Raw genomic sequence first — 22,856 nt, 5'->3', positions numbered from 1 at the left:
ATGGAAGAATTGTTATTCAACTGCATGGATATAAAGGATATTATTCCCGATAAGTTTAATGCGTAAGCCCTGGTAAGCGCGCACCCTCTGGACTCCCGCGCTTTTTCACTGCGCGCTTCCGCTCGCTGGCTATTTTCCAGCGGCTCCGGCTATTGCCGCAAAATCCCGCCGCTGCGCGGTTCCTTCCAGTTGGATTACAAACCGCGCGAAAAAATACGCGGTTTTCCACCTCTGGTCGGTTTCGGCGCGAACCGCTGAGCGATCACAGCAATTGAAAAACAGAAATATTCTCGGTCAGCTACGAATTGCCACGATGGTCAATCTACCATCACATCAGCCCCTCAAGCCTCACATACAACTCCCTGAAGACTTCGCGTCGCGCGAGATAATCTGTGTGCTTAGCCATGTCCGGCTCATGTACCTGCTCCAGCGGCAGCGGTGGTAAAAACTCTGCCAGCGGTTTACGGGCATTCACAGCGATCTGCGCCAGTCTCGCTGCCCCCAGTGCCGGGCCGACATCCCCGCCGGTGCGGTACTCCAGCGTTTCACCGCTGATGTCTGCCAGCATCTGCCGCCAGTAAGGGCTGCGCGCGCCGCCGCCAATCAGGATGATGCTGTGCGGTTTCAGACCGGTGGCGTGAAGCACATCCATGCCGTCGGCCAGTGCAAAACCGACGCCTTCCAGTACGGCGCGGGCGATATCCGACTGGCCGTGCTCATGCGTCAGGCCAAACAGCGTGCCTTTGGCATTCGGGTTATTGTGCGGTGTGCGTTCACCGGAAAGATACGGCAGGAACCAGACCGGGGAAGCGGCAGGGGGCGTTTTTTCGGCGAGGCTGATGAGTTCACCCACGGAGGCGGTGCCGGTGAGTTTTGCTGCCCAATCCAGGCAGGACGCGGCGCTGAGCATCACGGACATCAGGTGCCAGGTATCGGGCAGGGCATGGCAGAAACTGTGGACGGCCTGCTGCGGATTACTGAGAAAACTGTCGCTGACCGCGAAGTAAACGCCGGATGTGCCCAGCGATAACATGGCTTGCCCGGTTTTATAGAGGCCGACGCCCACCGCGCCCGCCGCATTATCACCACCGCCCGCAATCACCGGTACGGAATCCATTTTCCAGCGTGACGCGAGTTCCGGTAACAAGTGGCCGGTGATCTGATTGCCTTCAAACAGCGCGGGCATATGATCACGCGTGAGGCCGGTGGCGGCCAGCAACGTTTCGCTCCAGTCGCGTTTTGCGACGTCCAGCCACATTGTGCCCGCCGCGTCTGACATATCGCTGGCGAAAACGCCGGTCATCAGCCAGCGCAGATAATCTTTGGGTAATAAAACCTTATCGATTTTCGCAAATAATTCAGGTTCATTCTCACGCAGCCAAAGCAGCTTCGGCGCGGTAAAACCCGGCATCATCAGGTTGCCGGTGATCTGGCGTGAATCGGGGACGTTTTTTTCCAGTGTTTCGCACTGGCTGGAGCTGCGGCCATCGTTCCATAAAATCGCCGGGCGTAAAACCTGCTGATGAGCATCAAGCACAGTGGCACCGTGCATCTGGCCGGTCAGCCCGAGGGCTTTGACGTCCTTGAGCGCGTGTTTTTTGGCAAGCGCAGTCACCGCTTTATCCGTTACGGCCCACCAGTCGGCAGGATTTTGTTCAGACCATAACGGGTGCGGACGGGAAAGGGTTAACGCCTCACTGTGGCTGGCAACAACCTGACCTTCTTCGCTGAGTAAAATGGCTTTCACGCCAGAGGTGCCCAGATCCAGACCAAGATACATACATTTTCCTTTTTCCTGCTCCACGCAGGGCGGTGATGACAACATGGGCGCGCGGGAGAAGGTTGATGGGTTAACCCGTTTCCTGAACGTTCCACGCCCTGCAAACCTCGGGCAGCAGGGCGTTTTCCATCCTGGTAAATTAACCAAACAGATAACGGTTAACCAGATTTTCGAGACGTTCCTGCTGGCCGCTCTGATGCTGAGGCGCTAACGCATGTTGCTGCGCGTAGTGGCTCAGGGACTCCAGCGACATTTTACCTTGCAGGATCTGCTGACCGAACTCGGTGTTCCAGCCCGCGTAACGCTGTGCGACGTGTTTATCCAGCTCGCGGCTTTCAATCATGCGGGCGGCGACTTTAAGCGCCAGCGCCATGGTGTCCATGCCGCCGATATGACCGTAGAACAGGTCATATTTGTCGGTGCTCTGACGACGTACTTTGGAATCGAAGTTCAGGCCGCCGGTGGTGAAGCCGCCCGCTTTAATGATTTCATACATCACCAGCGCGTTTTCTTCGACGCTGTTCGGGAACTGGTCGGTATCCCAGCCGCACTGCGGGTCGCCGCGGTTGGCATCCACGGAACCGAAGATCCCCAGCGCAATCGCATTGGCAATCTCATGATGGAAAGAGTGACCCGCCAGCGTGGCGTGGTTAGCTTCGATGTTCACTTTGATCTCTTTTTCCAGCCCAAATTGTTTCAGGAAACCGTATACAGAAGCCACGTCATAATCGTACTGATGTTTGGTCGGTTCCTGCGGTTTTGGTTCGATAAGCAACGTGCCCTGAAAACCGATTTTGTGCTTGTGTTCAACGACCATTTGCATGAAGCGGCCAAGCTGTTCGCGTTCCTGGCGCAGGTCAGTATTTAGCAGGGTTTCGTAACCTTCACGGCCACCCCACAACACGTAATTTTCGCCGCCCAGTTGTTGGGTGGCGTTCATCGCGTGAACCACCTGTGTGGCTGCCCAACTGTAGATTTCCGGATTGGGATTGGTGGCCGCACCCGCGCCGTAGCGGGGATTGGTGAAGCAGTTAGCCGTGCCCCACAAAAGTTTTACGCCGCTGGATTCCTGTTTTTGCGCCAGAACGTCGGTCATGATAGCGAAGTTATTAATGTATTCTTTGACCGTTGCGCCTTCCGGCGAGACATCGACATCGTGGAAGCAGTAGTAAGGGACGTTCAGTTTTTTGAAGAATTCGAAAGCCACGTCGGCTTTGCGTTTTGCCAGTTCCAGCGCATCACCGGGTTGCTGCCACGGGCGGTCAAAAGCGCCCACGCCGAACATATCGTTACCATTCCAGCAGAATGTGTGCCAGTAACACGCCGCAAAACGCAGATGCTCAGCCATGGTTTTGCCGAGGATCACTTCTTCAGGGTTGTAATGACGGAATGCCAGCGGGTTAGTGCTGTTAGCACCTTCGTAGCGAACGGCGTCGAGCTTGTCGAAATATGCGTGCATTGAATAACTCCTTGAAAACGGGCCCAGCGGGACTGGGAGGCTGAGCTTCTATCTTCGGAGTTGACGGCGCTTCTCACAATTACGTTATTTCACACTCAAATTAATAGAATTATTAAGTGTGCGTCAGATCGCATAAATAAGCCGTTCTGTTTAGCGTTTTTATTCGTTCTCCATGATGCCTCGAGAATAATTGCACTTATGTTGTGTTTATTACAATCAAACCATGATCCCCATCATAATTCCGAGAATAAACAAAAAAACATAACGCAGTGATTAAAATCTGCAATTGCCGATTAATAACCCAGCGTCAACAATCTTTGGGTCATTTCTGTACGAGTTTCTCTGTATCTGCCGCTTCTTATTCTTATAAAAGGTCTGACATGATGAAAATGAATAAAATAATTCTTTCTGCCTGTGCCGCTTTAGTATTGTTCAGCCAGTCAGGGCTCGCGAAAGAAATTAAAATTGGTATGGCAATTGATGACTTACGTTTAGAGCGCTGGCAAAAAGACCGCGATATTTTCGTGGCTAAAGCCAAAACGCTGGGCGCGGATGTTTTTGTTCAGTCTGCCAATGGCAATGAAGAAACACAGATGGCGCAGATCGAGAATATGATTAACCGGGGCGTCGATGTGCTGGTCATCATTCCTTATAACGGTGAAGTGCTGAGCAACGTGATAGCCGAAGCCAGGCGTGAAGGCATCAAAGTGCTGGCCTATGACCGTATGATCAACAACGCCGATATCGATTTTTATATCTCGTTTGATAACGAAAAAGTGGGCGAGCTTCAGGCGCAAAGCCTGGTAGACCGCGTGCCGCAGGGTAATTACTTCCTGATGGGCGGCTCGCCAGTGGATAACAACGCCAAGCTGTTCCGCGCAGGGCAAATGAAAGTGCTGAATCCGTTAATCAAAGACGGAAAGATCAAAGTGGTCGGCGATCAGTGGGCCGACGGCTGGCTACCGGAGAATGCGCTGAAGATCATGGAAAACGCGCTGACAGCCAATAACAACAAGATTGATGCGGTTGTGGCGTCCAACGATGCCACGGCGGGCGGTGCGGTTCAGGCCTTATCCGCACAGGGTCTGGCGGGCAAAGTTGCCATTTCCGGGCAGGACGCGGATCTGGCCGCTATCAAACGTATCGAAGCTGGCACACAGACCATGACGGTGTATAAACCCATCACAAAACTGGCCAACGATGCGGCGGAAATTGCTGTTCAGTTAGGCAAGGGGGAAACACCAAAATCTAACGCCACGTTAAATAACGGGAAAAAAGAAGTCCCTTCTTATTTATTAACACCGATTCAGGTCGATAAAAATAATATCGAAAGTACCGTGGTGGCTGACGGATTCCATAAAAAATCCGACCTTTAATTTTTCAATATTTTCTATGAAAACAACACGTCTTTGCGGCGTGTTGTTTTTATCAGGATAAAATACTATGCCAGAGAAATATGAAAAATCAGCACTGCTGGATATGCGCAATATCACCAAGAAATTTGGCGCGGTCAAAGCCGTAGATAATATCAGCCTGACGTTATCGGCCGGGGAAGTGTTATCACTGTGCGGAGAGAATGGATCCGGTAAATCCACATTAATGAAAGTGTTATGCGGTATTTATCCCGGCGGCACGTATGAAGGGGAAATTTATTTCGCAGGGGAGCGTCTGACCGCAAAAGGGATACGCGATACCGAACAAAAAGGGATTGCGATTATTCATCAGGAGCTGGCGCTGGTGAAACAACTCAGCGTGCTGGAAAACATGTTTCTGGGTAACGAGTGGGGCCGTTACGGAATGCTTGATACTGACAATATGTATTTGCGCTGCCAGCGCATGCTGGCGCAGGTGAAGCTGGATATTGACCCGCATACGCCGGTGGGTGAACTCGGCCTGGGTCAGCGTCAACTGGTGGAAATCGCCAAAGCGCTGAACAAACAGGTGCGTTTGCTGGTGCTGGATGAACCGACCGCGTCGCTTACCGAAAGCGAAACGGCCGTGCTTCTCGATATTATCCGCGACCTGAGGCATCACGATATCGCCTGTATTTATATTTCGCACAAGCTCAATGAGGTCAAAGCCATTTCGGACAAGCTGTGTGTGATCCGCGACGGTCGGCACATTGCGACCTGTGAGGCTGCCAGCACGTCGGAAAAAGACATTATTTCGATGATGGTAGGGCGTGAGCTGACCGAGCTGTTTCCTCCCCGTGAACGCCAGATTGGCGAGGAAGTGCTCCGCGTCGAAAATCTCACGGCCTGGCATCCGGTAAACCGCCACATCAAACGCGTCGATAACGCCGGATTTACACTGCATAAAGGCGAGGTGCTTGGCGTGGCAGGGCTGGTCGGGGCCGGGAGAACAGAAACGATGGAGTGTTTATTCGGTGTTTATCCGGGGCGCTGGAGCGGGGATATCTGGCTTGGCGGAGAGAAGGTGGAAATCAGCGGTTGCCGTGACGCCATGCGCCGGGGCCTGGCGATGGTGCCGGAAGATCGCAAACGCGACGGCATTGTGCCGGTAATGGCGGTGGGCAGCAATATCACGCTGGCGGCATTAGACCAGTTCAGCGGCGGTGGTGTGCTGCGCGAAGCGCAGGAGCAGCACACCATCAGCGAATCGGTCAGACAGCTCAAGATTAAAACGTCCTCGCCTGAGCTGGCGATTGGTCGTCTCAGCGGCGGTAATCAGCAAAAAGCCATTCTTGCCCGTTGCCTGTTACTCAAACCCAAAATCTTAATTCTCGACGAGCCGACGCGCGGCATCGACGTCGGGGCGAAACATGAAATCTACAAACTGATCGCCCAGCTGGCGGCACAGGGGATGGCGATTATTGTCATTTCCTCCGAATTACCCGAAGTGCTGGGGCTCAGCGACCGCATAGTGGTTATGCATCTCGGGCAGGTAAAGGCCTGTCTGGATAACAATAACTTAAGTCAGGAACAGGTTATGGAAGCTGCCCTGAGGAGTGAAGCTCATGTCTAAATTTCCCCAACCGGGAAACCCATCCGCTGCGGCGGGCGAGGGTGAAAACGGCCGTGCATTGTCTGTACCTAAGCTGAAGAGCATCAACCTTCAGGTTTTTGTCATGCTGGCGGCCATTGCAGTGATCATCGTTTTTTTCAGCCTGACAACTGATGGCGCGTATATCAGTGCGCGTAACATTTCCAACCTGCTGCGCCAGACCGCCATCACCGGCATTTTGGCTGTGGGCATGGTCTTTGTGATTATCTCTGCCGAAATCGATTTGTCCGTCGGTTCGATGATGGGCCTGCTCGGTGGCGCAGCGGCCATTTTTGACGTCTGGTTAGGCTGGCCGTTACCGGTGACCATTATCGTCACGCTGGCGCTGGGACTGCTACTGGGTGCATGGAACGGCTGGTGGGTGGCTTACCGCAAAGTGCCTTCGTTTATCGTAACCCTCGCCGGAATGCTGGCGTTTCGTGGCATTTTGATTGGGATCACCAGCGGGACGACCGTCGCGCCGACCACGCCGGCGATGTCCTTAATCGGCCAGAGTTATCTGCCCGACTCCTTCGGCTTTGGCATCGGCGCAGTTGCTTTAGCGTTGTTTATCGGCTGGCAATGGCGCCGCCGCAACCAGCGTGCTGCGCTCGGCCTGCCGGTCACGGCGGCGAAAAGCCACGTCACCCGTCAGGCGCTGACTGCAATTATTGCGCTGGGCGCGATTTATCTGCTCAACGATTATCGCGGCGTACCGACGCCGGTGCTGATTCTGGTGGCGCTGATGCTCGGCGGAATGTTCATGGCATCGCGCACGTCCTTTGGCCGCCGTATTTATGCTATTGGCGGCAACATCGAAGCCGCCAGACTGTCGGGTGTTAACGTCGAGCGCAGTAAGCTGGCGGTATTTGCCATCAACGGCCTGATGGTGGCGATTGCCGGGTTAATTCTGAGCTCACGTCTGGGCGCAGGTTCGCCATCAGCAGGTAACATTGCTGAGCTTGATGCGATTGCGGCCTGTGTCATTGGCGGCACCAGCCTGGCCGGGGGTGTCGGCAGCGTAGCCGGTGCGGTGATGGGCGCGTTTATCATGGCGTCGCTCGATAACGGCATGAGCATGCTCGATGTCCCGACGTTCTGGCAGTACATCGTCAAAGGCGCGATTTTACTGCTGGCGGTGTGGATGGATTCTGCGACTAAGCGCCGCGCATAACACCGCCGGTAAATCGTACGTTTACGGACAGTCACTCACAAAACTCCGAGGAGCTTCACATATTATGATTGCCAACGCCACGCAGAACCGGCGTTGTGCTATTGACCACCAGACCCATGTAACCCGCCCTGTTCATGCGCGCATTTGAACAGGGCTTTAGCCTATTTGATCATCGGTGAGAAACAGGCATGTTTGAGAAACGCTATCGGATCACGCTGTTATTTAACGCGAACAAAGTTTACGACCGTCAGGTTGTGGAAGGCGTTGGCGAATATTTGCAGGCCTCGCAAAGCGACTGGGATATCTTCATTGAAGAGGATTTTCGCTGCCGTATCGACAACATTAAAGACTGGCTGGGCGACGGTGTCATCGCAGACTTTGATGACCGCGAAATTGAAACCCTGCTCGAAGATCTTAACGTGCCGATTGTCGGTGTCGGCGGGTCTTATCATCGGGAAGAAGATTACCCGCCGGTTCACTACATCGCGACCGATAACCACGCGCTGGTCGAAGCCGCTTTTATGCACCTGAAAGAGAAGGGCATCAACCGTTTTGCCTTTTACGGCTTGCCCGATGCGGGCGGAAAACGCTGGGCGCAGGAGCGCGAATTTGCTTTCAGGAAACTGGTGTCAGCCGAGCAGTATCAGGGCGTGGTGTATCAGGGAATGGAAACCGCACCGGAGAACTGGCAGCACGCGCAAAACCGGCTGGCGGACTGGATACAAACGCTGCCGCAGCAAACCGGCATTATCGCCGTCACCGACGCCCGCGCCCGGCATTTATTGCAGGTCTGTGAACATCTGAATATTCCCGTGCCTGAAAAGCTCAGCGTCATTGGAATCGATAACGAGGAATTAACCCGCTATCTTTCCCGCGTGGCGTTGTCTTCCGTGGTGCAGGGCACGCGGCAGATGGGCTATCGCGCGGCAAAACTTCTGCATCAGTTGCTGGATCAGCGCGACCTGCCGTTGCAGCGCATTCTGGTTCCTCCGGTCAAAGTCGTCGAACGTCGTTCAACGGATTTCCGCTCTTTGCGGGATCCGGCGGTGATTCAGGCGATGCATTACATCCGTTATCACGCTTGTAAAGGCATCAAAGTCGAGCAGGTTCTGGACGCTATCGGCATGTCACGATCTAACCTGGAGAAGCGTTTTAAAGATGAAACCGGGCAAACCATTCACGGCGTGATCCACGAAGAAAAGCTCGACCGCGCCCGTAACCTTCTGGCCGCCACGTCGATTTCCATCAATGAGATCTCGCAAATGTGCGGGTATCCGTCACTGCAATATTTCTATTCAGTATTCAGGAAAGGCTATGAAATGACACCGAAAGAGTACCGCAGTATTCACGGCGAAAGCGTCTATCAGGACGTATAAATCAGAGTGCTAAAGCCAGAAAAAAGCCCCGCGCTGAACTCGCGACGGGGCTGTGTATTAAGGCTGATATGACGGTTTTTATAACGTCATTTATAAAACAATAACAAACTGATGGCTGTCGTGTTCCGGCGTCACGCGTATTCCTTGCGCTGTCGCCGAAGTGGTCGCCAGACTGCATTTCGAGACGCTGTGAATATTGCGCAGGCACAACGTCCAGCCGGTTGCCTGGCCTTCCGTGGTCAGCGTCAGCGTATTACCGCTGCGGTGTGCGTTCAGCGTAAAGACCACATTCCCATGCAGGTCGGTCAGACGGCTCTCAGCAATTGCGCCATCTTCCAGCTCGAACAGATGGAATTCCGGACGCTCGCTGTAGTCGTAATCCGGTTTTTCACTGTTGCTGCCTGTCGCCAGTAACGTGTTCGGGCGGACGTACAGTGGCAGGCTGTCGAAGCCATGCTGCTGACGGTGCCAGCGTGAACCTTGTGCCACCTCGTTGCTGAGCAGGTGCGTCCAGCGGCCCTGAGGCAGATAAAAATCCACGTCGCCTTGTTCACTGAAGACCGGCGCAACCAGCAGGTCATCGCCGAGCATGTATTGCCGGTCGAGATAATCGCAGGCCGGATCTTCCGGGAATTCCAGCATCATGGCGCGCATGACCGGCGTTCCGCTTTTAGCGGCCTGCGCGGAGGCCGGATACAGATACGGCATCAGGCGGCACTTCAGTTGCGTGAACTGGCGCACCACATCGCAGGCTTCGTCGTCATAAACCCAGGGTACACGATAGGATTTACTGCCATGCAGGCGGCTGTGGCTCGACAGCAGGCCGAAGGCGCACCAGCGTTTGTAGATATGTGCCGGTGCGGTGTTTTCGAAACCGCCGATGTCGTGGCTCCAGAACCCGAACCCGGATAACCCGATGGACAGGCCACCGCGCAGGCTTTCCGCCATGGATTCGTAAGTGGCGTAACAGTCGCCGCCCCAGTGAACCGGGAATTGCTGCGCGCCCACGGAGGCCGAACGGGCAAACAGCACGGCTTCGGATGCGCCGAGTTTATCCTGCAACGTTTCGTACACCAGCTTGTTGTACACAAACGCGTAATGGTTGTGCATTTTCTGCGGGTCGCAGCCGTCGTGCCAGACCACATCTGTAGGAATGCGCTCGCCGAAGTCTGTCTTGAAGCAATCCACGCCCATATCCACCAGCCGTTTCAGGTGTCCGGCGTACCATTCGCAGGCCTGCGGATTGGTGAAATCGACAATGCCCATCCCGGCCTGCCATTTATCCCACTGCCATACGCGGCCGTCCGGACGTTTGAGCAGATACCCTTTCTCTTTGCCTTCGTGGAACAGCGGAGATTTCTGCCCGATGTACGGGTTTATCCACACGCAGATTTTCAGACCGCGTGCTTTCAGGCGCTGCAACATGCCCTGAGGATCCGGGAAAGTTTGCGGATCCCATTCAAAATCGCACCACTGGAAAGCTTTCATCCAGAAGCAGTCGAAATGGAAAACGTGCAGCGGCAGATTGCGTTCGGCCATGCCGTCGATAAAGCTGTTGACCGTTGCTTCGTCGTAATTGGTGGTGAAGGATGTGGTCAGCCACAGGCCAAATGACCAGGCGGGCGGCAGCGCAGGGCGGCCGGTCAGGCGCGTATAACGGTCGAGTACTTTTTTCGGCGTCGGACCGTCGATGACGAAATATTCGAGGTATTCGCCTTCCACGCTGAACTGCACTTTCGACACTTTCTCGGAACCGACTTCAAACGACACGCATTCCGGATGGTTCACCAGCACACCGTAGCCGCGGTTTGTCAAATAGAACGGAATGTTTTTGTAGGATTGCTCGGTGCTGGTGCCGCCGTCGCGGTTCCAGGTTTCGACGGTTTGCCCGTTTTTAACCAGCGCGGTGAAGCGTTCTCCCAGCCCGTAAACCGTTTCGCCGACGCCCAGATCCAACCGCTCCATCATGTAGGTTTTGTGCGATTTGTTGTCCTGCACGTAACCGTTGGATTTCGCCACGCTGCCGGTAATTCGGCGGCCATCGCGCAGGAAATCGAGCGTCCAGTTATCGCCTTTGGTCACGCGGACGCTCAGCGAACCGCTGTGCAATGCAGCAAATTCCGCATTGTCTTCAAAGCGCAGTTCCGGTGTGTCGGATTGGATTAGCGGATAATGCGGGCCCTTGTCCGTTTTGCCGTCAAAATGGGTAATGCGTACGCCAATCACACCGGTTTGCGGCGAGAAAAAACGCAGCGTAAACAGCGGGGAATCGAGCTGGCTGGCGCGCTCAGAGGCGTCTTTCGGCGCCGCGTAAATCACCATTTCGTTTCCGGCGCGCTGAACTTCGAATACCTGTAAAGGGTGCGTTAAAACTAAACCCTCTTGTATCAACCAGTTGCCGTCACTTATCTTCATTATGTCCTCCTTTTGCCCTTCATCCTTCGCACTGACTGTGCGTTGGCAGCTGTCGCCTTGATTCAGCACGAATGATTTGGGGCATATTCCGTTAAGTCAAAAAATGTCATTTCATAAATTCTTGCTGATTGCGGCGGATGCCTTGCGCAACTTCGTCAAGGATGCGGCGCAGCAGCGGCGTGCGCAGGATGTAATAACGCTTGCAGATGATCGCGCTCAGCAGGTAACAGGCGGCGGGCACCAGCGTGAACAGCGCGACGATGCAGGCCAGCGTGGTCGCGTTCTGCGTGGCAGCACCGGACTGATAACCGGCACCGGCCAGCATCCAGCCGATCATCGCGCCCGCCAATGCCAGACCGAGTTTGAGTACAAATAAGGTCCCCGCAAAGCTGATACCGGTCAGGCGTTTGCCGTCGGTCCATTCACCGTAATCGACGGTGTCGGACATCATGACCCACTGAATTGGCGTCACCAGCTGATGCAGTACGCCGATAACAAAGATGAACACAAACATCGCGAGGCTGCCATGAACCGGCAGGAAGAACATAGCGACGCTGAGTACGGCAAGAATAGCGTTGGTCCACCAAAACACGCTCACTTTGCATTTCCAGTCGGTGAGCGGTTTGGCGAGTGCGCTGCCGAACAGATTGCCGACGGAATAGACGCCGAGGAACCAGACGAACAGCAGCGGATTGCCGAGAATATAGGTGACGTAATACATCATGGCGCCGCCGCGTACCGCCACGGCGATGATGTTAAGGATGGTCAGCAGCCCCACAATACGCCATTGATCGTTATGCCAGATGTCGCGCAAATCCTCGCGCATGGTGCCGGTCGGTTTGCCCGGATCGATACGCTCTTTGGTCGTGGCAAAACAGATTGCCAGCATGATGGCCGCGACAATCGCCAGTACGGCAATGCCGCCCTGATAACCCAGCGCCTGATTTTCGCCGCCAATGAGTTTTACCAGCGGCATCATCAGCACGGTGCTCAGCATGCCGCCCGCCGTCGCCAGCACGAAGCGGTAGGATTGCAGCGAAATACGCTGTGTCGGGTTCGAGGTAATCACACCGCCGAGTGCGCAATACGGAATGTTGACCACGGTATACATCAGCGTGAGCAGCGTGTAAGTGATGGCGGCGTAGATCATTTTGCCGGTCATGCTCAGTTCCGGCGTGGTGTAGGTGAAGACGCAGACGATGCCGAAAGGGATCGCGCCGAACAGGACGTAAGGGCGGAACTTGCCCCAACGCGTGCGGGTGCGGTCAGCCAGCAATCCCATGCAGGGGTCAGAGATAGCATCGAGTGCGCGGGCCAGCAGGAACATGGTGCCGACGTATCCGGCGGGAATGCCGAAAATGTCGGTGTAGAAAAACATCATGTACAGCATGACATTATCAAAAATGATATGACTGGCGGCGTCGCCTAATCCATATCCAATCTTTTCCTTGACCGAAAGGATTTCTGTACTCATTGCTTCAATGTCCATATGAAAAGGGAGAGTACAGGTTTTAACGGTTGTAAGCGGTTGCGGCTATTGAGATTTTTAATTCTGAAATTATGTTTCTTTATTTCTGTGATCGCAGGGGGGAAACGGTAACGCAAGGAGGGGATAAGTGATGAAATAACCTCCCGTTTCCGGGAGGTCTGAGGCAATTACTTTTTGTATTTTGCTTCCAGCGTGGCAAACCATGGCGCGGTGAAATCTTCTGATTTCCCCCAGCCCGGAATGATTTTGCTCAGGCCGCTGACGTTCAGGCCATCCGGCTGGCTGACCAGCAGGGATTGCGGAATCGTCTGCGCCGGGAATTCATAAGTCTGCGGCGTTTTTTCACCAGCAATTTTCAGCGCCACAATACGCAGGTTTACTGCGCCGATCAGTTGCGTATCCACCGCCGCCGTGAACAACCAAGGGCTGCCTTTCTCGCGCATCAGTTGCAGATCCTGATTCGAGGCATCAATGCTGTAGAGTTTGATTTCAGTCCGGCCATTTTCTTTCAGCGCTTTGTAAGCCCCCTGGCTGAAGGCATCCCAGGAACCCCAGATGGCATCAATCTGGCCTTTCGGATACTTCGCCAGAATCGCCCCGACTTTGTTGGCGGTGTCGCCCTGAACGTCTGAAGAAACCGCGCCGATAGACTCAAGCTGGTGAATGCCCGGGTTCTCTTTCAGGATGGCTTCGTAAGTTTTCTGGCGGCGTTCCATTGGCGGGAACCCGGCCACCCACAGTTTGATGATGTTGGCTTTGCCGTTGAAATCTTTAACCAGCTGGCCGACGGAGGCTTTCGCCAGAGACGCGTCGTCCTGACGGGTGACGGTGACGCCCGCAATAGTATCCGGGACTTCGGTATCAAACGCTGAAACCGCAATGCCCGCGGCGGCAATGCGTTTTGCCAGCGCTTCGGAATACGGTCCACGGCCCTGCGACAGGATTATTCCGTCGTATTTCTGGCTGATGGCCTGATTCACGAAATCCTGAAACTTGGCGTCGTCGCCGTTACTCAGGAATGTATCGACTTTAAAGCCCAGCGCATGGCCTTGCTTGATGGCTCCCGCGAGAAATTGCGTGGTGTTGTCATCGGAGCCGAGGTTACGGATAACGGCAATGCGCACCGGGCCGTTGTGTTGTGCAATCGCAGCCGGAACCGGTGCCAGCTGGGCATCAGCGGCAAACGCGGGCAGGGCGGAGAACAGGCTAAGCGCCAGCAGGGATGCGGATATTTTTTTCATTATTTAACAACTCCGTCGTCGGGTGCGATGTGTGTTTCACAGATGTTTTTTGGCATAAAAATTCGGAACAAAAAGAACGGACCAAATTGAGGATGTTTGGAAGTCCGTCTGTCTGGACGTCCATTGTGACAACGAAGTCTACCGGTATGTTAAGAAGGAGGGAATGCTTTGTTGATAGTATATTTCCGGCTGGCGTTATTCCTGTTGGTTATAGAACGCTGAGTGGCGCTGAGCAAAATCAGGTACATGGCCTAAACTGAACATTCAACGCTGATCAATGTCTCCGGGAGAAGCCTGATGTCATATTCTTTCCGCGCTGCCGCTTTATTCGTTTTCTCAACCTCACTTCTGGCGGAGAACGCATTTGCCGCACCGAAATCGCCGGTTCCCTTTGCGATTGCCCGCGCGGAGGTCACCGAACTGGCGAAAGGTCTGGATCACCCGTGGTCGCTGGCATTTCTGCCGCAGTCGCAAGGGGCGCTGATTACTGAGCGCAGCGGCCAGCTGCGTCTGTGGCAGCCAGACCAGGCACTTTCCGCGCCGCTCAAAGGCGTGCCGCGCGTGTGGGTCAGCGGGCAGGCGGGGCTGTGGGATGTGCGCCTGTCGCCGGATTTTGCTAACAACCGCCGGGTTTATCTCTCTTTCGCGCAGCCGGGTGAAAAGGGCGAGCCTCACGCGGCGCTCGGCTATGGCACGTTGTCGGCAGACAAGCAAAGTCTGACGGATTTTAAAGTGATTTTTGTGCAGCAACCGGCGCTGGAAAGCGGCATTAATCTGGGCGGGCGCATGGCTTTCGATGCGCAGGGCAATATTTTCCTGTCAGTCGGGGATAATAATCAGCGCCTCAACGCTCAGCACCTGAATCAGCTGCAAGGCAAGATTTTGCGTCTGACGCCGGAAGGTGGCATTCCGCAGGATAATCCGTTTGCAGGTGACAAAAACGCGAAGCCGGAGATCTGGACTTACGGCAACCGCAATCCGCAGGGGCTGGCGGTGAATCCGTGGAGCGGTGCGTTATGGGAAACGGAGCACGGGCCGCGCGGCGGGGACGAGGTGAACCTGCCGAAAGCGGGAAAAAATTACGGCTGGCCGCTGGCGACGTTTGGGATTAACTATTCCGGGCAGCCTATCCCGGAAGCGAAAGGCACCACGCTGGCGGGCGCTGAAGATCCGATTTATTACTGGGCAATTTCTCCGGCGCTGAGCGGCATGGCATTTTATAACGCGCAGAAATTCCCGCAGTGGAAAAACTCGCTGTTTGCGGGCGCGCTGGCCGGGAAATCGCTGATCCGTCTGACCGTAGACGGCGAAAAAATTACCCATGAAGAACGTCTGCTAAGCGACCGCAATGAGCGTATTCGCGAAGTACAGGTCGGGCCGGACGGTTTTGTTTATGTGCTGACGGATGAAAGTGACGGGAAACTGCTGAAGGTGTCGCCGGGCCAGTAACTGCCGGATGCTAAAAAAGGCGTATCGTTGCGGCACGCCTTTTATGTTTAAGTCTACGTTAGCGGGATCATCACGCGTTTCTGGAAATCCGGGCGCTGGGTGATTTGCTTATACCAGCGCTCTACATTCGGATGGGCCTGACGTTCAATATTCAGCCCGTACCAGGCGTAGGCGTAGATCGCCAGCGGGATGTCCCCGAGCCCGAAATGTTCGCCAGATAACCATGCCTGCTGCGCCAGCACCTTGTCGACAATCGCCCAGTGTTTTTCAAATGCCTCCATGCCTGTCGCCACCAGATTCATATCACGCTCCGGTTCGGGAACGCGAACCAGCGTCAGAAAGACCTGACGGAAAGGAATGGTCAGGGTGTTTGCGGTCCAGTCCAGCCATTTATCCGCGCTTGCGCGAGCCCGCAGATCAGAAGGCCAGAATGCTTCATTGCCTGCGCGTTCGGCGAGATAACGCAAAATGGCATTCGATTCCCATAAGACAAAATCATCATCCTGCAGGCAAGGCACCAGTCCGTTCGGATTGAGTGACAGATAAAGTGGCTCATGATTTTTACCATAAGCGCCCCCGGCGTTAATTTGCTGAAAAGGCAGTTTCAGTTCATCCAGTAACCACAGGACTTTTTTCACATTCGTTGAGTTATCGCGGCCCCACAGGGTGATCATTCAGAACTCCTCATTTGAAAAGGGTAAATAAACAGAACGTTAGCCAGCACAATGGCAATGACTATAGGGCAGGTGAAGGGGTTTTGCGAAGGGTTAAGCGTAACACTCAGCGACAGGTTTCCCCGCCGCTAAATGGGATTACGGAAAATCAGCGCTGTGTTTTCTGCGCTTTAAACAGTGCCCAGACGCTGAGCAGGGCGACCATCATCAGGTAGTAACCTGGCGCCAGGCTGCTGCCGGTGGCGGAAATCAGCAGCGTACAGATGAACGGCGCAAAGCCGCCGAACACGGTGACCGCCACGTTGTAGCTGATCGCCATGCCGCTGGCGCGGGTGGTGATCGGGAACAAATCCGCCATCATCGACGGCACTGTGGAGAAATACACCGATTTCAGCAACGCCAGCCAGCTTATCAGCAGCAGTAAGGACAGCGCCGATGTGTATTGCAGCATCAGCCAGAAGGCCGGATAAATGGTCAGCAACAGCAGGATAAGCGAGCCCCACATCAGCGGCAGACGACCGATTTTCTCCGCCCACAGCCCCATCACCGGCGTAACGACGGTCAGGATAATCCCCGCCGATAACGTGGCGCTAAAGCCCGCGGAAGCAGGCAAATGCAACGTTTTTGTAGCGTACGTCGGTACATAGTTCAGCATGTAGTTGATGGCAGTGGAAACCACCATCAGGCCGATAGCCGTAAAGAACAGGCCTTTTTGCGAGCGCACGATTTCTTTCAGCGGCGACGCGGTTTTCTCGGCTTTACTGAAGCTTTCCGATTCTTTGATATGGCGGCGGATATACAAACCGACCGGGCCAATCAGCAGACCGAAAATAAACGGAATGCGCCATCCCCAGTCCTGCAACTGCGTTTCACTCAGAATGGCAGACAACCCCAGGCCAAATGCAGAGGCCAGCAAGGTACTTGCACCTTGCGTGGCGAACTGCCAGCTGGCGATAAACGCTTTGCGTTCGGGGAAATGTTCAACCAGAAACGCCGTTGAGCTGCCGAACTCACCACCCGCCGAGAAGCCCTGAATCAGGCGTGCCGCGAGGATCAGCAGCGGAGCGGCCATGCCTATAGTGGCGTAGGACGGTGTGAGCACAATGATTAAGCCGCCAATCATCATCAGGCTGATGGACATCAGCAGCGACGCTTTACGTCCGTGTTTGTCGGCATACGCACCGAGAACGATTGCGCCGAGTGGCCGGATCAGGAATGAAACCCCGAAGCTGCCGAACGCCAGCAACAGTGAAACGGTCGGGTCGGACGTCGGGAAATAGGCATGCGCAATGTAGCTGGCGAAAAAGCCGTAAATGGCGATATCAAACCACTCCAGCGCGTTCCCGATACAGGTCGCAAAAAGGGTTTTCAACAGGCTCGGTTTCTCAGCCGTGGTGCTGACGGAAGCGGAACTGGCGCTTAACTGGCTCATTGCACACCTCCTGTATGGGCGTGGTGACGGGCCAGAACGGACGCACCGTTTTCACCGAGATCCCAAAGCAGATGGGTCATGATCGCCAGCCCTTCGCGCGCAACGGGGATCAGCATGTGTTCATTCACGCCGTGCTGACCGCAGGCCGGATAAGAGTGCGGCACCCATAACGTCGGTAAACCGAGAATATCGGCGAAGACATCGTTAGGCAGCGAACCGCCGAGATTCGGCAGCAATGCCGGCTTTTTACCGGTTGTTATTTGCATGATATTCAGCGCCCAGTCCACCAGAGGATCGGTCGGGTCGAAGCGGGTGGCCGGTGAGCCACGCATAAATTCCACCTCAACCTGCGGGAAACCGTGTGCATCCAGGTGCGCACGGACGTGCTCTGCAAGATTCTGCCAGTCGGTGCCGACGACAAAACGCAGCTGACACACCGCCGTCGCGGAGCCGGGAATGGCGTTCATCGGGCGCTGCGGATTGCCGGTCAGGAAGGACAGCACTTCCAGCGTATTCCACGCATAGAGACGCTCGGCAGGCGTGAGACCTTCCTCGCCCCAGTTCAGGTCAATCTTCGGATCGTTTTTGCCATCGCCGACGTCCACATCGCTGAGAATTTCGCGGATAGCGTCACTGACCGCAGGCGGTTTCAGCGCAGAAACCTGCAACTGGCCGTGCTGATTCACCAGACAGGCCAGCGCGTTTGCCAGCTGCGTCCCCGGATTGGTCAGCAGGCCGCCCCAGTTTCCGGAGTGATAGGCGTTGTCGCGGGCATTGATGGTGAGACGGAAATTCACCGCACCGCGTGAACCGAGGAACAGCGTCGGGCGCACGGCGCTCAGGCGCGGGCCGTCGGAGGCGAGGAAAATATCGGCGCTAAGCTGTTCCTGATATTCACGGCAAAGTTCGGCCAGCCCCGGTGAGCTGATTTCTTCACCCATTTCGAACAGCAGTTTGCAGTTAAAACCGAGGCTCCCGCTGCGGGCCTGGTAGATTTGTTCCAGCGCGGCAATGTTAATGCTGTGCTGGCCTTTGTTGTCGGCGCTGCCACGTCCGTACCAGCGGTCGCCGTCTTCTTTCAGTTCCCACGGCGATAAGTCGCTGCGCCAGTTTTCATCGTCGCCGAACACTACGTCGCCATGGCCGTAACTCAGGATTGTGGGCAACGCATCGTCTTCAATGCGGGTAGCGATCAAAAACGGTCGGTTAGCGGCATACGCATTTTCGACGCTCAGCAGGCTGAAACCCATCGCCGCGAGTGCCGGTTTAATCTCTTCATCGAGATAACGCGCCAGTTCGGCGTCCCGCTGATTACTCTGGCTTTCGGAGGCAATTGCCACCCTGCGCGCCAGCGTGCGCTGGTATTCACCCTGATCGAACCAGGCTAACGCCTGTTCAACGATATTTTCCGCTGTCATGAGGATCCTGCTTTTGTTGTGTTTGTGATTTTATTGTTGGTTTTTTTAGCAGTTTCACTCTAAGCGCTACGTCAGCGTTGCCACAATAATAATAATTGCAAGTTAGCGTTGCTTTTATTGTAATGCTCATCTGCACAGTTATGAGGCAATACGGTCATGCAAAGTACGGAGATTCGCTATTTTCTGGCGGTGGCCAATACCGGCTCCCTGAGCGCGGCGAGTAAGCAATTATTTGTGGCGGTATCGGCCATCAGCCGTCAGATCCAGCGTCTGGAAGAACGCATCGGCGCGCCGCTGTTTGAACGTCATGCGCGCGGGATGGTGCTCAACGATGCCGGGCAGATTCTGGAAAACCATGTGCGTAAAAGCATGATGGAAATGGAGCACGCGATTGCGGAAATTCAGGGGCTGAACGCCGTGAGGCGAACCGTGATCCGCATGGCCTGCACTGACGGGCTGGCGTTTGATTTACTGCCGCAGCTGTTCTCGCGGTTTCGCAAGATAAACCCGGGCGTGATGTTTTATCTCAACGTCGGCACGGCGGTGGAAGTGTCGGAAATGATCCACAACGGAGAAGTGGAACTCGCGTTACAGTTCAGTCTGGTGGCGGAGCGCGGCGTGGACATCATGGCGTCTTTCCCTGCGCCGGTTCGCATGGTGATGCGCCCGGATCATCCGCTGGCCGATAAGGACGTGCTGCTGACAGATTTGCATCCGTACCCGCTGGCGATGAACGAGCAGGGCAGCACTATCCGCCAGCTGTTTGATTTGTCGTGCCGGATGAGCGGAATTTTTCTGGAACCCGCAGTGAGCTGTAACCGTTTTTCGACGCTTTACGATTTTATGGTGCAGACGCCGGGGGCGATTGTCGCGTGCAGCCACTTTTCCATTATGTATAAAGCCCGGCGCGATAATTTGCGGGTCAAACCGGTGAACATTGAACAGCTGAGCCAGCGGACGTTGCAGTTGCAATCACCTGCCGGTAAAAGGCGTTCGGCGGCGCTCGGTCAGTTTGTCGATTTTATCCGTGACGAACTGGTGCGGGAAAACGAGGCCTTTATCCGTGATTTCGATTTGAATACTGCCCAGTTATAAAAAGTCAGGCGTGAAAACGCGTCCACAGGCTAATCAGCAGCCACCCCGCCAGCGACCAGCAAACGACGGCGCAGAGCAGGGCGTAAGGCAGTTTCATCGAGCCGATGAAAAAATAGAGCGAAATCAGGTACACCATATAAGGAATGACGGCCCACAAGCCGAAGACAATCGTGGTTCGCAGTGCCTCAATGCTGCGTTCCGTGCCCACGATGTAGTGAGCAATTAAGGCGAACGTAGGAAAGAGCGGGACCAGCCCGGCGATATAATAGTTTCGGGTTTTGGACAGCACCCCGATTAAAATCACGACCAGCGCTCCGATCAGCGCCTTAATTACCAGTCCCATTTCTGCCCCTGCGGCTCGTTCATCGTCGTTGTAGCGCCGTTGCGATTAAGCCGTTTATTGTTATAGATATTTTATATGAATCTACACCCCAAACTGACGCACATGAATGAATTGGTCAAGTGCTGACTGCTGTTTTTATCGCCGGTTGAATCAGCGCAAGCAGTGGAAAATTCTACTATTCTTAAGATCTTTACACTATTTAGGTTTATTCCAGACCCAGAACGCAGTAGGTTTTACGTCAGACAGAGTTGTACAATCTGTTTGAAAGATAAGATAAATTTCAGTTACCCGGACAAAAGCGCTGATACCTATGACAATTTCTTCCCAATTCAAACGGACTTTCATTTACGCGCTGGGCGGTGGAGTAATGCTGCTGGCGCTTCCTGCCGCTCAGGCGGACAACGGCCCCGTCGCACCACAGATTAATGCCAAATCCTGGGTGCTAATGGATTACAACAGCGGGAAGATCCTGACTGAATCGAATCCTGACGCGCGCCTCGACCCGGCCAGCCTGAGTAAAATCATGGTCAGCTACGTGGTCGGCCAGGCCATTAAATCCGGCAAAATCAAATCCGACGATCTGGTTTCTGTCGGTAACGATGCCTGGGCAACCGGCAATCCGGTGCTGCGCGGATCGTCCTTGATGTTCCTTAAACCCGGTGACCGCGTGCCGGTTTCCGAGCTGAATAAAGGGATCGTCATCCAGTCGGGTAACGACGCGAGTATCGCGCTGGCCGATTTTGTGGCAGGTAGCCAGGATTCCTTCGTGAATCTGATGAACCGCTACGGCGAACAGCTGAAACTGCAAAATACGCATTTTAAAACCGTTCACGGGCTGGATGCGGACGGGCAATACACGTCGGCTACGGATATGGCGCTGCTGTCGCAGGCGCTGATCCGCGATACGCCGGACGAATATGCGCTGCATAAAGAGAAAGAATTCACCTTCAACCACATTAAACAGATTAACCGTAACCGCCTGTTGTGGAGTTCGAATCTGAATGTGGACGGCATCAAAACCGGCTTCACGTCGGGCGCGGGGTATAACCTGGTCTCTTCCGCCAGCGACTCTACCGGTATGCGTTTGATTGCGGTAGTCATGGGCGCGCCGAGCGACCGTATCCGTTTCAGCGAGAGCGAAAGTCTGCTGACCTGGGGTTTCCGTTTCTTTGAAACGCTGACGCCAATTAAAGCCGGCGATGCATTCACCAGCCAGCGCGTCTGGTTTGGTGATGAAAAAATGGTTCCGCTGGGTGTGGCTGAAAATGCCTCACTGACGATGCCGAAAGGCCAGCTAAAAAACCTGAAAGCCAGCTTCACGCTGACCAATAAGCAGCTTGAAGCGCCGCTGGCGAAGAATCAGGTTGTGGGAACCGTGGATTTCAGTCTGGACGGCAAAGTTATTGAACAGCGTCCGCTGGTGGCGTTGCAGGAAGTGAAGGAGGCGGGCTTCTTTGGCCGTATCTGGGACTTCGTGATGATGAAAATCAGCGGCCTGTTTGGCAGCATTTTCGGCAAGTAACTGCGGCTTATCCCCTGAAATCTGACACAAAAAAAGCGAGGCCAACAAAGCCTCGCTTTTTTATGCCTGAACGGCCGGAAAATCAGTTCTGCACCCAGCCTTTCCTGATCGGGAAGGCGAATCCAAAACGGTAAACTTTGCACATCATCGCGTTAATCTGCTCACCAAACAGGTTCCACACCAGCTGGGCGAACAGGCAACCGAGCATGCCAACCAGTAATCCGCCCAGCATATCCAGCGGCCAGTGAATGCCTAAATAAATACGTGACCAGGCGATGGCGATGGCTGTCACCATCAGCAGCGCGCCGGACCAGATGCGGTGCCAGAACAGGAATGACAGCGCGAAAGTGAAAATCGCCGTGCCGTGGTCGCTCGGGAAAGAATCATCCGGCGCGTGATGCAGGAAGTTATAACCAAAACCTTCAACGAAAGGGCGGGCGTGAGGGAAAAGCATCGAGAGCGTTTTGGCCGTCGTCATCGCAAAGAGCAGCGCAATGGTGGTTTTACTGACCAGTTCACGTTGCTGGCCGATCTGGTCGCGCTGACCCCAAAGCCAGAGCCCGACAATCAGAAGCGGGACGATGAGAATCAGGTCATTGGCCAGAAAAGCCGCCAGACTGATCAGCGCGTGCGGCGAAGCGGGCGTCGCGTTGATCCATAAAAACACCAGATGATTCAGCTGCTCCATAAAACTACCCTCGTATGTACAGGCCAGACAGGCCAAATAAACAGGCCAAAATAGTGATCACAAATTTCCGGTAACCCACTGACAACAGGCAAAAAACGTGGATGCCACGTTAGTTTGTGCTGCCTGTGAGGTAAAGGGGGTATCGTCTGAATATCCGCACTCGTTGAACGGCGGTATAGTTTCGCGATGAAATAGAGTGTAAAGAGAAGAACTTAAGGAAGCCTTAAGCAGCTACCGTGTTCCGTCAAAGAAAAGTTGCGTCAATTTTGGAAATACAGCCCCTAAGCGCTGTCAGCAA

General features: G+C 54.5%; 17 protein-coding genes. 7 read left to right on the top strand and 10 right to left on the bottom strand.

Features of this window, described 5'->3' with window-relative positions; genetic code table 11:
* Positions 1–328: 328 nt before the first annotated feature.
* Together xylB and xylA are read right to left on the bottom strand one after the other, a co-directional pair.
* A complete protein-coding gene (gene xylB, locus J8X26_RS23945; RefSeq protein ID WP_208952165.1) occupies positions 329–1,780 on the bottom strand; it encodes a xylulokinase in 1,452 nt (483 codons plus the stop codon).
* Between the two features lie 139 nt (positions 1,781–1,919).
* Entirely contained in the window at positions 1,920–3,239 is a 1,320-nt protein-coding gene (gene xylA / locus J8X26_RS23940) for a xylose isomerase (protein WP_152326933.1), read from the bottom strand.
* A 383-nt stretch (positions 3,240–3,622) separates the two neighbouring features.
* Between xylA and xylF the strand changes: the two genes are divergently transcribed.
* From xylF to xylR, 4 genes are all read left to right on the top strand, one after another.
* Entirely contained in the window at positions 3,623–4,615 is a 993-nt protein-coding gene (xylF, locus tag J8X26_RS23935) for a D-xylose ABC transporter substrate-binding protein (protein ID WP_152327189.1), read from the top strand.
* 67 nt (positions 4,616–4,682) lie between these two features.
* Positions 4,683–6,224, top strand: coding sequence for a xylose ABC transporter ATP-binding protein (locus tag J8X26_RS23930; RefSeq protein ID WP_208952164.1), 1,542 nt, complete (start codon positions 4,683–4,685; stop codon positions 6,222–6,224).
* The gene (xylH, locus tag J8X26_RS23925; protein ID WP_152326935.1) at positions 6,217–7,416 is read left to right on the top strand and encodes a xylose ABC transporter permease XylH; all 1,200 of its coding nucleotides are present in this window, start codon (positions 6,217–6,219) and stop codon (positions 7,414–7,416) included. The genes J8X26_RS23930 and xylH overlap by 8 nt, the downstream gene beginning before the upstream one ends.
* Positions 7,417–7,604: 188 nt before the next feature.
* Positions 7,605–8,792 (top strand): D-xylose utilization transcriptional activator XylR, encoded by a 1,188-nt coding sequence (xylR, locus tag J8X26_RS23920; RefSeq protein WP_152326936.1) that lies wholly within the window; start codon positions 7,605–7,607, stop codon positions 8,790–8,792.
* A 90-nt stretch (positions 8,793–8,882) separates the two neighbouring features.
* On the opposite strand, the gene yicI is transcribed toward xylR, so the two are convergent.
* The 3 genes from yicI to J8X26_RS23905 all read right to left on the bottom strand — a co-directional run bounded on the left by yicI (position 8,883) and on the right by J8X26_RS23905 (position 13,937).
* Complete coding sequence (yicI, locus tag J8X26_RS23915) at positions 8,883–11,207, bottom strand: alpha-xylosidase (RefSeq protein WP_208952163.1); 2,325 nt, start codon at positions 11,205–11,207, stop codon at positions 8,883–8,885.
* A 106-nt stretch (positions 11,208–11,313) separates the two neighbouring features.
* Complete coding sequence (locus J8X26_RS23910; protein WP_208952162.1) at positions 11,314–12,681, bottom strand: glycoside-pentoside-hexuronide family transporter; 1,368 nt, start codon at positions 12,679–12,681, stop codon at positions 11,314–11,316.
* A 182-nt stretch (positions 12,682–12,863) separates the two neighbouring features.
* Positions 12,864–13,937 carry a sugar ABC transporter substrate-binding protein gene (locus tag J8X26_RS23905; RefSeq protein WP_165057910.1) on the bottom strand — a complete coding sequence of 358 codons (1,074 nt, stop codon included), beginning with the start codon at positions 13,935–13,937 and terminating at the stop codon, positions 12,864–12,866.
* A gap of 297 nt (positions 13,938–14,234) precedes the next feature.
* Between J8X26_RS23905 and J8X26_RS23900 the strand changes: the two genes are divergently transcribed.
* Complete coding sequence (locus J8X26_RS23900) at positions 14,235–15,386, top strand: PQQ-dependent sugar dehydrogenase (RefSeq protein ID WP_208952161.1); 1,152 nt, start codon at positions 14,235–14,237, stop codon at positions 15,384–15,386.
* Positions 15,387–15,439: 53 nt separating this feature from the next.
* On the opposite strand, the gene J8X26_RS23895 is transcribed toward J8X26_RS23900, so the two are convergent.
* From J8X26_RS23895 to J8X26_RS23885, 3 genes are all read right to left on the bottom strand, one after another.
* Positions 15,440–16,060, bottom strand: coding sequence for a glutathione S-transferase family protein (locus J8X26_RS23895; RefSeq protein ID WP_152326941.1), 621 nt, complete (start codon positions 16,058–16,060; stop codon positions 15,440–15,442).
* Positions 16,061–16,208: 148 nt separating this feature from the next.
* Positions 16,209–17,492: an MFS transporter gene (locus tag J8X26_RS23890; protein WP_152326942.1), complete on the bottom strand. Its 1,284-nt coding sequence runs from the start codon at positions 17,490–17,492 to the stop codon at positions 16,209–16,211.
* Positions 17,489–18,910 (bottom strand): M20 family metallopeptidase, encoded by a 1,422-nt coding sequence (locus J8X26_RS23885; RefSeq protein WP_165057906.1) that lies wholly within the window; start codon positions 18,908–18,910, stop codon positions 17,489–17,491. Before J8X26_RS23885 ends, J8X26_RS23890 begins: the two co-directional genes overlap by 4 nt.
* Positions 18,911–19,066: 156 nt before the next feature.
* On the opposite strand from J8X26_RS23885, the gene J8X26_RS23880 reads away from it, so the two are divergent.
* Positions 19,067–20,005 carry a LysR family transcriptional regulator gene (locus J8X26_RS23880; RefSeq protein WP_152326944.1) on the top strand — a complete coding sequence of 313 codons (939 nt, stop codon included), beginning with the start codon at positions 19,067–19,069 and terminating at the stop codon, positions 20,003–20,005.
* Between the two features lie 4 nt (positions 20,006–20,009).
* Here the strand turns inward: J8X26_RS23880 and J8X26_RS23875 are convergent, their stop codons facing one another.
* The gene (locus J8X26_RS23875; protein ID WP_208952160.1) at positions 20,010–20,348 is read right to left on the bottom strand and encodes a GlpM family protein; all 339 of its coding nucleotides are present in this window, start codon (positions 20,346–20,348) and stop codon (positions 20,010–20,012) included.
* Between the two features lie 310 nt (positions 20,349–20,658).
* Here J8X26_RS23875 and J8X26_RS23870 point away from each other — a divergent pair, with 310 nt between their 5' ends.
* On the top strand, positions 20,659–21,870 hold the full coding sequence (locus J8X26_RS23870) for a serine hydrolase (RefSeq protein ID WP_152326946.1): 1,212 nt from the start codon (positions 20,659–20,661) through the stop codon (positions 21,868–21,870).
* An 82-nt stretch (positions 21,871–21,952) separates the two neighbouring features.
* Here J8X26_RS23870 and ybjG read toward each other — a convergent pair whose 3' ends face one another.
* Complete coding sequence (ybjG, locus tag J8X26_RS23865) at positions 21,953–22,558, bottom strand: undecaprenyl-diphosphate phosphatase (RefSeq protein ID WP_152326947.1); 606 nt, start codon at positions 22,556–22,558, stop codon at positions 21,953–21,955.
* Between the last annotated feature and the right edge of the window lie 298 nt (positions 22,559–22,856).

Origin of the sequence: Rahnella sp. ChDrAdgB13 (assembly GCF_017655185.1) — a bacterium.
In the GTDB taxonomy this organism is placed as follows: Bacteria; Pseudomonadota; Gammaproteobacteria; order Enterobacterales; family Enterobacteriaceae; genus Rahnella; species Rahnella contaminans.
Note: the sequence above shows the minus strand (reverse complement) of the source record. Positions and strands in the feature narration are given on the sequence as shown.

Bases quoted from the DNA above. Each gene is read 5' to 3' on its own strand.
- xylB (WP_208952165.1), bottom strand. From the start codon at position 1,780: ATGTATCTTGGTCTGGATCTGGGCACCTCTGGCGTGAAAGCCATTTTA.
- xylA (WP_152326933.1), bottom strand. From the start codon at position 3,239: ATGCACGCATATTTCGACAAGCTCGACGCCGTTCGCTACGAAGGTGCT.
- xylF (WP_152327189.1), top strand. From the start codon at position 3,623: ATGAAAATGAATAAAATAATTCTTTCTGCCTGTGCCGCTTTAGTATTG.
- J8X26_RS23930 (WP_208952164.1), top strand. From the start codon at position 4,683: ATGCCAGAGAAATATGAAAAATCAGCACTGCTGGATATGCGCAATATC.
- xylH (WP_152326935.1), top strand. From the start codon at position 6,217: ATGTCTAAATTTCCCCAACCGGGAAACCCATCCGCTGCGGCGGGCGAG.
- xylR (WP_152326936.1), top strand. From the start codon at position 7,605: ATGTTTGAGAAACGCTATCGGATCACGCTGTTATTTAACGCGAACAAA.
- yicI (WP_208952163.1), bottom strand. From the start codon at position 11,207: ATGAAGATAAGTGACGGCAACTGGTTGATACAAGAGGGTTTAGTTTTA.
- J8X26_RS23910 (WP_208952162.1), bottom strand. From the start codon at position 12,681: ATGAGTACAGAAATCCTTTCGGTCAAGGAAAAGATTGGATATGGATTA.
- J8X26_RS23905 (WP_165057910.1), bottom strand. From the start codon at position 13,937: ATGAAAAAAATATCCGCATCCCTGCTGGCGCTTAGCCTGTTCTCCGCC.
- J8X26_RS23900 (WP_208952161.1), top strand. From the start codon at position 14,235: ATGTCATATTCTTTCCGCGCTGCCGCTTTATTCGTTTTCTCAACCTCA.
- J8X26_RS23895 (WP_152326941.1), bottom strand. From the start codon at position 16,060: ATGATCACCCTGTGGGGCCGCGATAACTCAACGAATGTGAAAAAAGTC.
- J8X26_RS23890 (WP_152326942.1), bottom strand. From the start codon at position 17,492: ATGAGCCAGTTAAGCGCCAGTTCCGCTTCCGTCAGCACCACGGCTGAG.
- J8X26_RS23885 (WP_165057906.1), bottom strand. From the start codon at position 18,910: ATGACAGCGGAAAATATCGTTGAACAGGCGTTAGCCTGGTTCGATCAG.
- J8X26_RS23880 (WP_152326944.1), top strand. From the start codon at position 19,067: ATGCAAAGTACGGAGATTCGCTATTTTCTGGCGGTGGCCAATACCGGC.
- J8X26_RS23875 (WP_208952160.1), bottom strand. From the start codon at position 20,348: ATGGGACTGGTAATTAAGGCGCTGATCGGAGCGCTGGTCGTGATTTTA.
- J8X26_RS23870 (WP_152326946.1), top strand. From the start codon at position 20,659: ATGACAATTTCTTCCCAATTCAAACGGACTTTCATTTACGCGCTGGGC.
- ybjG (WP_152326947.1), bottom strand. From the start codon at position 22,558: ATGGAGCAGCTGAATCATCTGGTGTTTTTATGGATCAACGCGACGCCC.